Source organism: Actinomadura terrae, from assembly GCF_022751215.1.
Taxonomy (GTDB): domain Bacteria; phylum Actinomycetota; class Actinomycetes; order Streptosporangiales; family Streptosporangiaceae; genus Spirillospora; species Spirillospora terrae.
This window is the reverse complement of the sequence record NZ_JAICDG010000005.1, coordinates 480,022-493,491: the sequence shown is the minus strand read 5'-3', so window position 1 is coordinate 493,491 and position 13,470 is coordinate 480,022. Positions and strand designations below refer to the sequence as shown.

Genomic DNA, 13,470 nt, shown 5'->3' with positions numbered 1-13,470 from the left:
CGTATTCATACGACCGACCGGTCGGTCGTCAACTCGGAGGCGCGGCGACGACACCGCTCAAAAGGCGGGCGACCACTGCGGATCCGGAACCGGTGGCCGTACAACCGCCGCCGTCGTGGGCGACCAGACACCGTCGGCGTGGGCACAGTCGACGGCCGCCCGGCGCCCCGTGGCACCGGCGGCCCTCCCAGCGCTGCCCGGGGGACTCAGCGCATACGTCGGCCGACACGCGAAACGCGCCGCCCGGACCGCTGCAATTTCCGGGTGATCACGCTTTCCGCGCGCATGGCAAGTGGTCGCGGGACCGCCGCCTGGCGGTCCGCCACGTCGCTGAAAGGAAAAGCGGATGGTCCCAGGAAAGACACCCCCGAAGGACGCATCCAAAAAGAGCACGCTGAAGATCGCCGCCGCGGCGCTGGCCGCGTCGAGCATCGAGAACTACGACTTCTTCATTTACGGGACCGCCGCCGCGCTGGTCTTCCCGGACCTGTTCTTTCCCGGTCAGAGCCCGCTGGCCGGAGCGCTGCTGTCGTTCTCCACGTTCGCGATCGGGTTCATCGCCCGGCCGGTGGGCGCGGTGATCTTCGGCCACCTCGGCGACGTGCACGGCCGCAAACGCTCGCTCGTCATGGTGCTGCTGACGATGGGCCTCGGCACCACGCTCATCGGCGTGCTGCCCACCTACGACGCGATCGGTCCCGGGGCGCCGCTGCTGCTGGTGGCGCTGCGGCTCGTCCAGGGGATCGCGCTCGGCGGCCAGACCGGCGGGGTGATCCTGCTGGCCATGGAGAGCGCGCCGCCGCGCCGCCGCGGCTTCTACTCCAGCTTCGCCCTGGCGGGCGGCCCGGCGGGCATCCTGGTCGGCAACTTCGCGTTCCTGATCACCGACGCCCTCACCGACTCGGGCTCGTTCGACTCGTGGGGCTGGCGGCTGCCGTTCCTCGCGAGCATGGCGCTGCTCGGCCTGACGATCTACATCCAGCTCCGGATCGAGGAGACCAAGGCGTTCAAGCGCCTCCAGGACGCCGTACAGGAGGGGAGCGGGGAGGAGGACGGGCGCGTCGTCGCCCCCGTGCCGGTGGCCAAGCCGGAGGGGCGTGCCGCACGGGCCGCGCGCTCGCCCGTGCTGGAGGCGGTGCGCCGCTACCCGAGGCGGATCGTCCTGATCGGCGGCGCCTACATCGGTATCAACGTGACCTACTACCTGTTCATGACCTTCGCCGTCGCCTACGGCACCAACGACGACATCCTCGACATGCCGAAGAGCCGGATGCTGGTGGGCGTGCTGTGCGGGGCGGCGGTCCAGCTCGTCATGCTGCCGGTCGCGGGCGCGCTGTCGGACCGCTTCGGCCGCAAGGGCATGCTGACGGCCGGGTCGGCGCTGGTCGGGACGTGGGCGTTCGTGTTCTGGCCGCTGCTCAACACCGAGTCGCCGGTCGTCATCGTGATCGCGTTCGTCGTCGGGCTCGGCCTGATGCACACGACGATGTACGCGCCGCAGGGCGCGTTCTTCGCCGAGACGTTCCCGACCGAGACGCGTTATTCGGCGATGTCGCTGAGCATCCAGGTCGCCTCGGTGGTCGGCGGGGCGCTGGCGCCGCTGATCGCGACGTCCCTGTACGCGTGGACGGATTCCTGGGTGGCGATCGCGGCCTACATGGCGGGCGTCTGCCTCATCACTGCGGTCTCGGTCCTGCTGTTGCCGGAAACCTTCCGGAACGACGACGACGCGGTCGCGGTGAGGCCCGCCGAAGCCGATGAGGCGGGCACGGTCACCAGTATTTGATCGCGGCCCGGCGTGCCCGCCCGGGGCCCTCGACGCACCGGGCGGGCGCGCCGGTCGGATATCTCAGCAAACACTGCGGCGGATATCGCAATGGTCTCAAGGGCGCAGCCCGCGGTAGGCGTAGTCCCAGAAAGCGTCGGCGATCTCCTCGTGCGTGAACTTCCCGTCGGAGTGGTACCACTGGTAGGCCCAGTTGCTCATCCCGAATATCGCGAGGCTGAACAGCTTGGTATCGACGTCGCGGAACGTTCCCGCCGCGATTCCGTCGCGGACGGCCTCCTCCACCATCGCCTCGTAGCGGGTGCGTTTCTCGGTGGCGACGGCGAGGTCGGCGTCGGGCAGTTCGCGGTGGTTCTCGAAGAACACCCGGCACTGGCCGCGCCTGGTCGCGATGTTCTCCAGGAAGTCGTGGATGACGCCGCGCAGCAGCTCGACCGGGTCGGCGCCGCGTTCGACGCGGGCGCGGTGCGCGTCGATCAGGCCGTCGATCAGCTCCTCGTGCATATACCACAGCAGTTCGGACTTGCTGCGGAAGTAGTGGTACAGAGTGGGCTTACCGATTCCGACGGCGGCGGCGATGTCGTCCATCGAGGCGCCCGCGTACCCCAGTTTCTCGAAGAGGTCGGCGGCGGTTCGGATGATCTCCGCGCGGCGCTCGTCCTTGGACATCTGGCGCCGCCTCGACCGCCGCTCGAAATCAGCTTCCGCCATCGGTGTTCACTCCGCATCGCTGGGAAATACCAAGGGTCGAGCCGACCGTGTGAGCCGGACGCGTGCCCCCGCCGGATCGCTCGTTCCCAAAGTATACCAGGATGTTCACAATTGGCTTACCGTGCTGCCTGATCACCGGTCGGATTGCGTGTCGGAAAGTGGTCGCCCGCGCACTTAACAATGCGAACTTCCGTGCATTATTGAGACTCTCGCGCGCTGCCGGCGTCCGACTCGGCCGCGGCGCGGGCGATGCCCCGGCACATGCCGCCGAAGATCCGGTCGTGGAAGGGGCGGAACGCCCACCAGTAGGCGTGCCCGGCGAGGCCGCGCGGGTGGAACAGCGCCCGCTGGGTGAGGCGCGCGCGGCCGTCCTCGTCCCCGACGCGCAGTTCGAGCCAGGCCAGGCCGGGGAGGCGCATCTCGGCGCGCAGCCGCAGCAGCCGTCCGGGCTCGATCGCCTCCACCCGCCAGAAGTCGACGCTCTCCCCGACCCGGAGGCGGCGCGGGTCCCGGCGCCCGCGCCGCAGGCCCACGCCGCCGACCAGCCGGTCGATAACGCCCCGGACGCGCCAGGCGAGCGGGAAGGAGTACCAGCCGCGCTCGCCGCCGATGCCCTCGACGACGTCCCACAGGCGGTGCGGCGGGGCGTCCGCGCGGCACGTCCGCTCGTCGGTGTAGAGGCTGCCGCCCGCCCAGTCCGGGTCGGTCGGCAGCGGGTCGCTGGGCGCGCCCGGGACGCTCGCCGACGACCAGCGCGTCGCGACGTCGGCCTCCCGGACGCGGCGCAGCGCCAGCTCCACCGACCGCTCGAAACCGGTCCCGCCGCCCGGCGGGGGCGGGACGTACCGGTCGATGTCGTCGTCCGCGGCCACCACCTCGTTGCGCAGCGACTCCACCAGCGGGCGCGCGAGGCCGCCCGGGACGGGGGTGATCGCGCCCACCCACAGGCTCGACAGCCAGGGGCTGAGCAGCGGGACGGGCGCGATCACGCGCCGCCTGAGCCCGGCGACGGCGGCGTAGCGGCGCATCATGTCGGCGTAGGTCAGCACGTCCGGGCCGCCGATGTCGAACCCCCGGCTGACCTCGGCGGGCAGGTCCGCGACGGCCACGAGGTAGCGCAGGACGTCCCGGATCGCGATCGGCTGGATGCGGGTGTGCACCCACGTCGGGGTGACCATCACCGGCAGCCGCTCGGTGAGGTAGCGCAGCATCTCGAACGACGCCGACCCCGACCCGATGATGACGGCGGCGCGCAGCCACGCCGTCGGGACGCCGCTGTCCAGCAGGATCTCGCCGACCTCGGCACGCGACCGCAGATGCGGCGACAGGTCCCCGCCGGGGGCCATGCCGCCGAGGTAGACCAGCCGCCCGATGCCCGCCCGGCGGGACGCGGCGGCGAACGTCCGGGCGGCGCGGCGGTCGTTCTCGGCGAAGCCCCCCGCGCCGCCGATCGCGTGGATCAGGTAGTAGGCGACGTCCACCCCGTCCAGGGCCCGCACGGTCGCCTCGGCGTCGGTGGCGTCGGCCTCCACGACCTCCACCCGGTCGGCCCAGGGGTGGTCGCGCAGCCGTCCGGCCGAGCGCGCCATGCAGCGCACCCGGTACCCGGCGTCGAGCAGCTCGGGGACGAGTCTCCCGCCGATGTAGCCGGTGGCCCCAGTGACCAGGCACAACGCACCTTCTGTTTCGCTCATTCGTCCTCCCCGGGCGTCCTGTACCCCGAGATGGGCGGCGGATAGTCGAGTGCGCGCCTGCGGTCGTCGGGCAGGGTCCAGGGGCGGTGGACGTGCCGCGCGTCCAGGTCCGCGAGCTCGGGCACGTAGCGCTGGACGTACACACCGCCCGGGTCGAACCGGGCGGCCTGCCGGAGCGGGTTCATCACCTGGCCCGGACGGGTGTTGTTGCCCGTTCCGGCGACCCACTGCCAGTTCCCGGCGTTGTCGGCGACGTCGCCGTCGGTCAGCCAGGCGTCGAAGTGGCGGAGGCCGTCGCGCCAGTCGATGTTCAGGTTCCGGGTGAGGAACGACGCCGTGACCAGGCGAGCGCGGTTGTGCATGTAGCCCTCGCGGCGGAGCTGGCGCATGCCCGCGTCCACGATCGGGACGCCGGTCGTGCCGTCCCGCCAGGCGGCGAGGGCGTCGTCGTCGCGGTTCCAGGCGCGCTCGCGCGGCCGGTAGTCGCGCCGGGCGAGCGCGGGGAAGGCGGCCGCGACCTGGTGGTGGAAGTCGCGCCAGGCGAGCTGGCGCCGGAACTCCTCCCGCTTCTCGCCCCGGACCGCCCGCGCCAGCTCCAGCGGCGAGACGCAGCCGAACTTGATGTACGGGCTGAGCCGCGAGGTGCGGTCGGCGGCGAGGTCGTCATGGATCCGGTCGTACTCGTCGGCCGTCTCGCGCAGCCACGCCTTCATCCGCGCCCGTCCCGCGCGCTCGCCGCCCGGCGCCGGATCGGGGGAGTAGGGACCGGACGTCAGCTCGGCGAGGTCGGGGAGCGGCCCGGCGTCCAGGCCGTCCGGCAGGCGGACCGTCTTCGGCGCGCGTGCCTCCGCACGCCACCGCGCCGCGTCCCAGGCGCGCCAGTACGGCGTGAAGACCCGGTAGTGGTCGCCGCTCACCGGGGTCAGCTCGCCCGGCGGGACGACCGTGACGCCCGGGTGCGCCGACACCGCGAGGTCCAGGTCCCGCAGCGCGGCGAGCCGCCGGGTCCCGTACGCGGACCGCTCGTCGGCGAGGTGCAGCGCGTCCGCGCCGGTCGCGCGGGCGAGCCGCGCGACCTCGGCGGCCGGATCGCCGCGCCGGACGAGGAGGTCGCCGCCCGCCGCCCGGAGCGAGTCGCGGAGGCCGGCGAGGCTCTCCAGCAGGAACCGGACGCGGTTCGGCACGCCGCGGATCGCGTCGTCGAGCACGAAGAGCGGCACGACCCGCTCCGCCCGGCACGCGGCGGCCAGCGCCGGGTTGTCGTGGACGCGCAGGTCACGGGTGAACAGCAGGATCGAGGTACTCATCACCCGTACTTCGTGGCGGCGCCCGCGACCGGATGCGTCCGCGGCGTGCGGATCTGCGGGCGCCCGGCCGTCTGGCGGTGACCGGCCGGGCGCGTTTCAGCGGGTGCGAAATTGTTATTCGAGCCGGGAAGAATCAGCTGAACTTTTCACAGTTGATGATGTACGCCTTATCGTCGCCACCAACGCAGGTGTCGATTCCGGGGCCGCCGTCGATGATGTCGCTGCCCTCTCCGGCGTCGATGTAGTCGTTCCCCTCACCGCCCCAGAGGTTGTCGTTTCCGTCCTCGCCCTTCAGGTGGTCGTTGCCGTCGTTGCCGATCAGGTTGTCGGTTCCGGCGTTGCCGTTGAGGTAGTCGTCGTTGGTGCCGCCGATCAGCGTGTCGGCGCCCGTCCCGCCGCGCGCCGAGATCGAGCCGGTGGGCTGGGCGATGTAGGAGCCGATCCAGTCGTTGTCGCCGTCGCCGCAGGTCACCGTGTCCGACGGGAACGGGCCGTCGGTGATCTGGTCGAGGAAGATCCGGTCGTCGCCGGCCAGCGTGGAGGCGACGTTGCCGTTCACGACCCAGGGGTTGTCGGAGCCGCTCCCGCCGAGGACGGTGACCGTCATGTCCTTGCCGGTCCGCTCGTCCTTGCAGGTCGCGAAGCCGGCCGAGGCCGAGCCCGCGGGCAGCACCGGGACCAGTGCCGCGCCGACCAGCGTCAGCGCCGTGGCGATCGTCTTGATGCGCATCTGTCCGTTCTCCCTCCGGCACCGGGCGATCGCCGGCGCCGCCTCCATTCGCACTTTCCGGGCCCGGTTGATCAAGCGCGGTGACCGGCTGAGGACAATGGACAATGATCAATGTCGAATGGATTGGGAACTGTCACAAAAGGCGGGCGGCGACTCACGCGGAATGACGAGTCCCGGCACGCGGTCGGGCGCGTGCGGACGGTGAGGGCGGCCGGGCCGGGATACGGTCTGTCGTGAATCGACGTCCGCCGTGAAGGGGTGAGGCCGGTGGCGCGCAGACCGCTCGGGCAACTGGAGGCGGAGGTGCTCGCCGCGCTGGCCGGGCTCGGCGGCTCGGCGCGGACGGCGGAGCTGGTCGAGCGCCTCGACGGCGCGCCCGCCTACACCACGGTCAACACGATCCTGCACCGGCTTTACGAGAAGCGGCTGGTCACCCGGACGCGGGCCGGGCGGCACTACCGCTACCGGCTCGCCATCGACGAGTCCGAGCTGGTCGCGGGCCGCATGCGCGAGCACCTGCGGCTCGCCAGCGACCCCGGGACGGTGCTGAGCCGGTTCGTGAGCACGCTCAGCGACGAGGAGGCGCGCCAGCTGCGCGAGTTCCTCGAAGGCGAGTCCCTCGACGGCCGGGGTGAACGGGGGTGAGCTGGTTCACCTTCCTGCCGCTCGCCATCATGCTCGCGCTCGGCACCGTGCTCGGCCGGGTGCCGGTGCCGCTGCATCCGTCCTGGTCGGCGCGGCTGCTGGCGACGACCGGCGCGATGAGCGCGGTCGCCGCGCTCGGCACCGGCGTGTTCGTGGCGATCAACTACGGGGCGACGCTGACGCCGTCCGCCGCAGCGCACGTCCCCGAGTGGGCGCTGTTCGGCGACGACCGCCCGGTGCCGGACGTGGTGGGGGTCCCGGCGGCGCTGCTGTCGGCCGCCGGGCTGCTCGTCGCCGCGTGGACGGTCGTGCGCTGGGCCCGCGAGCTGCGCGCCGTCCGGTCGCGGTCGGGGGCGCCGCTGGAGACCGAGGCGCCGATCGCGGTCGCGGTCCCGGGACGGCACGGGGGAGTGCTGCTGTCGCGCGGGCTGCTGCGGCGGCTGGCGCCCGCCGAGCTGCACGTGGTGTTCCAGCACGAGAGCTCGCACCTGCGGCACCGGCACCACCGCTACCTGGCGTCCGGCGCGCTGGCCCGCGCCCTGCTCCCGGCGCTGCGCCCGCTGGACCGGCGGCTGCGCCTCGCCGTGGAGCGCTGGGCGGACGAGGACGCCGCCGAGGCCGTCGGCGACCGCGCCTTCGTCGCCCGCACGATCGCCAAGGTCGCCCTCGCCCACCCGGCGGCGCCGGGCCCCGCCGCGGCGTTCGCCGAGTCGGGCGTCATGGAGCGCGTCGAGGCGCTGCTCGACGCGCCGCCCGCCAAGAATTCCGTCACCGGACCGCTGCTGTTCATGGGCAACGGCGTCGTCACCAGCACGCTCACCGCCGCGACCCTCCAACTGGACCACGCCCTCGCGTCGGCCCTGCTGGCCCTGCTCGCGCTCCGCTGAAAGATCCGCTGAAAGAGGCGGGTCAGAGCTCGAACTCGGACGGGTCCAGGCCGACGGCGAAGCACGCCTCGCGGACCACGGCCTTCTCGCTCTCGTCGAAGTGGCCGTCGGCGCCGCCGATGATGATGCCGATCTGGATGACGGCGCGCGCCTCGGCGGGCTTCTTCTTGGTCTTGCCGATGTCCTGGAGGACGCCGACCTTCCCGAAGTCGAAGTCGGCGGTCAGCTTGGAGACGTAGTCGTTGAAGCGCCGCTGGAGGTCGTCGGCCGGGAAGTTCTGGAGCACCTCGTTGGAGGCGATGAGCGAGGCCGTCCGCTGGCGCTCGGACGGGTCGACGCTGCCGTCGGCCGCCGCCACCAGCGCGCACATCGCCATGCTCGCGTCCCGGAACGCCCCGCTCTTCAGTTCGTTCTTCTTGCTGAGGAGCTGCGTCTGCATGGTCTGTGTGGATTCGCGCAGCTTGTCCCAGAAGGGCATTGGATCCTCCGCTCGTCGTCGGTCATCCCCGACCCTAACCGACCTGCTACATCTGTAGCAGAAGCCCCCGGCGCCCCACGCCGGCGCCTGGAACGCTCCCCGCGACCGTCTCCGGCCACGCGGCTGTACGGCGCGCAGCCGGACGCGCACACTCGGGGGCGCCCCTGTCCGGCCGTTCGCCGGAGGAACGCGGAGTACCCCGGCGGCCCTGTCCAGACCTGGAATGCCATGCGCCCGCACGCACGCACGAGGATCGTCCTGACGGCCGCCACCGTGGCGTCCGTCGCCGCCCTGTCGCCGCCGGCATCCGCCGACCTGGCCCGCCCGGACCCGCAATTGCCCCGGTGCACGATCCTGACGAACGTGCCGGAGGGGTACCGCAAGATCGTCGAGAGCTACTTCACCTGCGAGCTCTGCTTCAGGGACGGCGACTACGGCCTCGCCCACGGAGCCTGGACCGACTACCGCTGCAAGAAGTACTTCGTCGGCCTGGACGTCTTCGCCGCCCTGTGGGTCTACCCCTGAGAAACCTCGGCCCCCGAGGCCCGGCTCCGCGTCACCGGTCGCGGCTCGGAAATCGGACCGCTCCCTTTCGACCGTCTCCGGCCACGCGGCTGTACGGCGCGCAGTCGGACGCGCACACTCGGGGGCGCCCCCATCCGGCCGTTCGCCGGAGGCACGCGGAGTACCCCGGCGGCCCCGTCCAGACTTGGAATGCCATGCGCCCGCACGCACTCAAGCGACTCGTGCTGACGGCCGTCACCGTCCTGGCGCCCGTCGCCGCCCTGTCGCCGCCGGCCCACGCCGACACGGCGGGTGCCGCCGCCTCTTCGGACAAATGCACGATGTGGCCGTGGCCGCCGGTTCCGCCGGGCTTCCAGAAGATCGCCGACGGCTACTTCACCTGCGAGAGCTGCTCCCACGACGGGGAGTACGGCCTCGCCCGCGGAAGCTGGACCGACTACCGCTGCGTCACGCACCAGGCGGGCATGGAGGTCTTCGACGCGCTGTACGTCCTCCGCTGAGAGCGGGCGTCCGCACTCCGGGTTCGCGTCACGGGACACAGTTCAGAAAGTCCTGCGACGGTAGGGTCTGTTCCGGTGTGTGCAATCGTCCATACCCTTTTCATGACGTGGCTGGTATCACCACCGAAGGCGGGGGATTTTTGCCACCATGACCGGGGAACGGGCAAACACATTGGAGTGATCATTGCTGTTCGTGGACGGCGTCCTCTCCCCGGCCGACCTCGCCGACCCACGGGTGGCCGATGTGCTGTACGCCGCCACCGACCGGGCGGGCGCGCGGGTCCGCCCCAGCGACCTGCTGTACGCCGCGATCGACTCCGCGGACCAGGGCATGCGCTCGATGCTCGCCCGCGCGTTGCAGGACGGCGCCTACGTCCGTGACCTGCTGGAGAGCATCGGGGCGTACAACCCGGGCGGCTCCGGCCGCGGCGCTTTCGGCGGTCGCCGCGAGGACTTCAGCCCCGAGGCGCTCGCCGCGCTCGACGAGTTCGTCCAACGGCTGGGCGCACTCCCGCCGGAGGGCGACCACGGGAAGCGGCTCGGGCTGGAGCTGTTCGTCGGGTGCGTGCTGTCCCATCTGGACGACGACGACCGCCTCTACCTGACCTACCTCGACGCCGAGCGGGCCGCCGCCGCCCTCTTCGAGCAGGTGCGGGTCGAGACCGAGCCGCTGCCCCCGCTGCTGGACGAGGCGTCCGGCCGCGTCCGGTCCGAGGAGTTCACCGAGGCGGCGTGGGCGGCGCTGGAGCAGTCCGGCGAGCAGGCCGCCGAACTCGGCTACGACCGCGTCCTGCCGCCGCACCTGCTGCTGGCCCTGCTCGCCGAGACCGAGGGCCCGGCCGAGCACCTCATGCGGTTGCAGGTGCAGCCGCAGATCGGGCTGGCGAAGGTCGCCTCGTCGCTGGCCGACGCCTTCCGCATCGCGCAGCGCAAACGCGGCGCGGCCGCGCTCGCGCCGAGCCGCGAGGCGTTCGGGCTGCCGCTCCTCGACCTGCTGGGGCGGGCGCAGCGCAGCGCGGCCGTCTGGGACTGCGAGCGCATCGACACCCCGCACCTGCTGGACGCGCTGCTGGAGGACCCGCCCGCCCGGCTCGTGTCGGTGCTCCAGGCCCCGCCGCTGAAGCTGAGCCTCGACCAGCTGCGCGCCCACCTCGACGAGGAGCTGCGGGAGGTGGGCGGCGCGTCGACGGCCCGCGAGAACGCGTTCCGCCTGCCCGCGGGTCCGGCGCCGTCCCAGGACCTGACCTGGCTCGCCCGCACCGAGGGCATCACGCCCGCCCTGCACGTCGACGGCCAGGTGGAGCTGCTGAGCAAGGCCCTGCACCGCGTCACCGCGCCGCACGTCGTCATCACCGGCCTGCCCGGCGTCGGGACGACGACGCTGCTGCGCGAGCTGGCCCGGCGCGCCGCCGAGGGCGAGATCCGCTTCCTCGCGCGCAAGCGCTTCCTGCACGTCGACTGCGGCGACCTCGCCCCGGCCGACAGCGGGGACGCGCTGGCCGAGATCATCGAGCACATCGCCGGCCGTACCGACGTGATCGTCTGCGTCGACGGGCTCGGCTCGCTGATCCGCGGCCCGGGCGGCACCGACCACCGGCTGACGCTGCGCAGCGCCCTCAAGCAGGGCCGCCTCCACCTCGTCGGCGTGATGTCCGCGCACGAGTTCGACGACCTCATCGGCTCCGACCGCACCCTGCGGGAGCTGGTCTCCCGGGTCGACACGGCCGAGCCGGGCCGGGCCGAGACGCAGGACATGGCCGCCGCCGCGGCGCGCGCCCTCGCGGCCGAGTTCGGCGTCGGCGTCGACGAGCGGGCGGTCGAGGACGCCGTCGCGCTGTCCACCGACTTCATCCTCAACGAGCGGCAGCCGTCGAAGGCGATCCGCGTCCTGCGCCGCGCCTGCGACGACCTCCACTACCGCCGCACCCAGGCGGGCAGCGCGGACGCCCGGGTCGGCACCGCCGACATCGTCGCCGTCGTCGCGGAGATCTCCGGCGTGCCCGCCGAGCAGATCTCGGGCACCGGCGGCGCCCGGATCGACTTCGAGCGCTCGCTCGGCGAGGTCGTGGTCGGGCAGCAGGAGGCGGTGCGGGTCGTCGCGAGCGAGCTGCGCCGGATCAAGCTGGGGCTGACCGGCGTCGGCGGGCGTCCCGCCTCGGTGATGCTGTTCGCGGGTCTCACCGGCGTCGGCAAGACCGAGCTGGCGAAGGCGGTCGCGCGGTTCTACTCCGCGTCCAAGGGGCTGCACGTCTACCCGATGGAGAACTACTCCGAGCCGCAGAGCGTCTCGGGGATCATCGGCGTCCCGGCCGGCTACCACGGCCACGACCAGGGCGGCCCGCTCATCAACGACCTCAACGCCGACCCGTACTGCGTGTTCCTGCTGGACGAGGGGGAGAAGGCGCACCCCGAGGTGTGGCGGCCGTTCCTCAACCTGTTCGACGAGGGCTGGATCGTCGACCGGCGCGGCGTCAAGGCGTTCGGCGACCGCGCCATCTTCATCATCACCTCCAACGCCGGGCACGAGACCATCGCGCGGCTGAGCGAGCGCGGCGCCGCGGAGGAGGAGATCGCCGAGGCCGTCCGCCGCGACCTGCTGAACATCCGCGACCGGCACCACCAGGCGGTGTTCGCGCCGGAGTTCCTCGGCCGGCTGCGGCAGATCATCGTCTTCCGCCCGCTGGACCGCGCCGCCATGCTCGGGATCTCCCGCAAGGTGTTCGACGAGCAGCGCGAGCTGTGGGAGCGGCGCGGCAAGGTGCTCGTGGTGCCGGACGCCCTCGTCGAGTACGTCGCCGACCGCAGCCACGAGACCGACCGGCGCTCCGGGGGCACCGAGGGCGGCCGGATCGTCGCCAAGACGGTCGCCCGGCTGGTGGAGGACGAGATCACGCTGGCCGCCGAGCGGCAGCAGGCGGCGTTCGAGCGGAGCACGCGGATCGAGCTGGCGTTCCGGCCGGGCGGCGTCCCGCCCGTCGGGGTCGCCTTCGGCGGCGGGGACCCGGTATGAGCGCCGGCGGCGCGGGCGACGCGGAGCTGAAGGGCCTGCTCGGACGGGTGATCGACGGCCGCTACGAGCTGCGCGAGTTCATCGGCGGCGGCGCGTTCGGGGCCGTGTTCCGGGCGCAGCAGCGGCTGCTCGGCGTCCCCGTCCGGCAGGTCGCGGTGAAGCTGTCCCGCAAGGGCGGGCTGAGCGAGGAGGTCGCCCGCGACCAGTTCGCCGACGCGCTGCTGCTGGCCGGCGCGCTGGAGGAGATGACCGACGCGGAGGCGCGCGACCACCTCGTCCCGGTCTATGACGCGGGGGTGGCGCTGGAGGCGGGCCGCCGCGCGTTCCTGGTCATGGAGCACGTCCGGGGGCGGACGCTCGGGGAGGAGTTCGCCGGGTTCGGCGCCGGGGTGCCCGCCGCCTCGCTCATCCGATGGGGGCGGCAGATCTGCCTCGCGCTCCGCGGCCTGCACGGGCTCGTCCCGGCGCTGCTGCACCGCGACCTCAAGCCGGACAACGTGCTGGTCGACGAGCTCACCGGCCGGGCGCGGGTCGTCGACTTCGGGCTGGCCGCCCGGCTGATCGAGCGCGGGCACGCCCCGGGCGCGGCGGGAGCGCTCCACTACAGGGCGCCGGAGTCCGTCCGGGGGGAGAGCGTGCCCGCCTCCGACCTGTACGCGGTCGGGATGATCCTCTACGAGGGCCTCACCGGCAGGCACCCCTACGGGCAGCTCCAGCCGCCGGACCACCTTCCGGTCGCGCTCCACGGCGACTGGCTGGTCGAGGCGCGGGACAACTGCGTGGTCCCGCCGCCGTCGGCGCTGAACTACTCGGTCGGCGAGGCGCTGGACGAACTCGTGCTGCGCTGCCTCGACCCCGACCCGAGGCGCCGGTTCACCTCGGCGAGCGAACTGATGCGGGCGCTGGAGAAGGCCGACCGCCCCGCCGCCCCGCGCGCCCGGCCCCCCGCCGAGCAGGTCGGCGACCTCGTGCAGCAGGCCGGGAGGCAGCTGGGATCGAGGCGGGGCCAGGCCGCCGTCCAGTCGTGCCTGGACGCCTGGAAGATCATCGACCGGCACCCGGCCGCGCTGCCGAGCCGCGTCGAGCGCGCCGACCTCGCCGCGACGACCGCCCGCGCCTACGAGCTCACGGGCAACGCCTTCCAGGCCGCGCGCTGGCGGCGGCGCCGCGACGACGAGCTGAACGGGGGACGCTGAG

Annotated in this window: 12 protein-coding genes; 7 read left to right on the top strand and 5 right to left on the bottom strand. The window is 72.8% G+C overall.

The features are described 5' to 3' along the window. Positions 1–346 precede the first annotated feature (346 nt). Positions 347–1,786, top strand: coding sequence for an MFS transporter (locus K2F47_RS31230; RefSeq protein WP_242909499.1), 1,440 nt, complete (start codon positions 347–349; stop codon positions 1,784–1,786). A 96-nt stretch (positions 1,787–1,882) separates the two neighbouring features. Here the strand turns inward: K2F47_RS31230 and K2F47_RS31225 are convergent, their stop codons facing one another. The 4 genes from K2F47_RS31225 to K2F47_RS41005 form a co-directional block, all read right to left on the bottom strand. Then, the gene (locus tag K2F47_RS31225) at positions 1,883–2,497 is read right to left on the bottom strand and encodes a TetR/AcrR family transcriptional regulator (RefSeq protein ID WP_242909498.1); all 615 of its coding nucleotides are present in this window, start codon (positions 2,495–2,497) and stop codon (positions 1,883–1,885) included. A 197-nt stretch (positions 2,498–2,694) separates the two neighbouring features. After that, positions 2,695–4,191, bottom strand: a complete 1,497-nt coding sequence (locus tag K2F47_RS31220; RefSeq protein ID WP_242909497.1) for an SDR family oxidoreductase — start codon at positions 4,189–4,191, stop codon at positions 2,695–2,697. Continuing rightward, positions 4,188–5,498, bottom strand: coding sequence for a cryptochrome/photolyase family protein (locus tag K2F47_RS31215; RefSeq protein WP_242909496.1), 1,311 nt, complete (start codon positions 5,496–5,498; stop codon positions 4,188–4,190). The genes K2F47_RS31220 and K2F47_RS31215 overlap by 4 nt, the downstream gene beginning before the upstream one ends. Before the next feature lie 133 nt (positions 5,499–5,631). Next, a complete protein-coding gene (locus K2F47_RS41005) occupies positions 5,632–6,228 on the bottom strand; it encodes a calcium-binding protein (protein WP_272497691.1) in 597 nt (198 codons plus the stop codon). 267 nt (positions 6,229–6,495) lie between these two features. On the opposite strand from K2F47_RS41005, the gene K2F47_RS31205 reads away from it, so the two are divergent. Together K2F47_RS31205 and K2F47_RS31200 are read left to right on the top strand one after the other, a co-directional pair. Further along, positions 6,496–6,873 carry a BlaI/MecI/CopY family transcriptional regulator gene (locus tag K2F47_RS31205; RefSeq protein WP_242909495.1) on the top strand — a complete coding sequence of 126 codons (378 nt, stop codon included), beginning with the start codon at positions 6,496–6,498 and terminating at the stop codon, positions 6,871–6,873. Beyond that, positions 6,870–7,760 carry a M48 family metalloprotease gene (locus K2F47_RS31200; RefSeq protein ID WP_242909493.1) on the top strand — a complete coding sequence of 297 codons (891 nt, stop codon included), beginning with the start codon at positions 6,870–6,872 and terminating at the stop codon, positions 7,758–7,760. The genes K2F47_RS31205 and K2F47_RS31200 overlap by 4 nt, the downstream gene beginning before the upstream one ends. 22 nt (positions 7,761–7,782) lie before the next feature. Here K2F47_RS31200 and K2F47_RS31195 read toward each other — a convergent pair whose 3' ends face one another. After that, positions 7,783–8,238: a tellurite resistance TerB family protein gene (locus K2F47_RS31195; protein WP_242909492.1), complete on the bottom strand. Its 456-nt coding sequence runs from the start codon at positions 8,236–8,238 to the stop codon at positions 7,783–7,785. Between the two features lie 228 nt (positions 8,239–8,466). Between K2F47_RS31195 and K2F47_RS31190 the strand changes: the two genes are divergently transcribed. The 4 genes from K2F47_RS31190 (at position 8,467) to K2F47_RS31175 (ending at position 13,469) form a co-directional block, all read left to right on the top strand. Beyond that, positions 8,467–8,763 carry a hypothetical protein gene (locus K2F47_RS31190; RefSeq protein WP_242909491.1) on the top strand — a complete coding sequence of 99 codons (297 nt, stop codon included), beginning with the start codon at positions 8,467–8,469 and terminating at the stop codon, positions 8,761–8,763. Between the two features lie 194 nt (positions 8,764–8,957). Then, the gene (locus K2F47_RS31185; protein ID WP_242909490.1) at positions 8,958–9,263 is read left to right on the top strand and encodes a hypothetical protein; all 306 of its coding nucleotides are present in this window, start codon (positions 8,958–8,960) and stop codon (positions 9,261–9,263) included. A 193-nt stretch (positions 9,264–9,456) separates the two neighbouring features. Next, entirely contained in the window at positions 9,457–12,273 is a 2,817-nt protein-coding gene (locus K2F47_RS31180) for an AAA family ATPase (RefSeq protein ID WP_242909724.1), read from the top strand. Further along, complete coding sequence (locus tag K2F47_RS31175) at positions 12,270–13,469, top strand: serine/threonine-protein kinase (protein ID WP_242909489.1); 1,200 nt, start codon at positions 12,270–12,272, stop codon at positions 13,467–13,469. Before K2F47_RS31180 ends, K2F47_RS31175 begins: the two co-directional genes overlap by 4 nt. The last annotated feature ends 1 nt before the right edge of the window (position 13,470 follow it).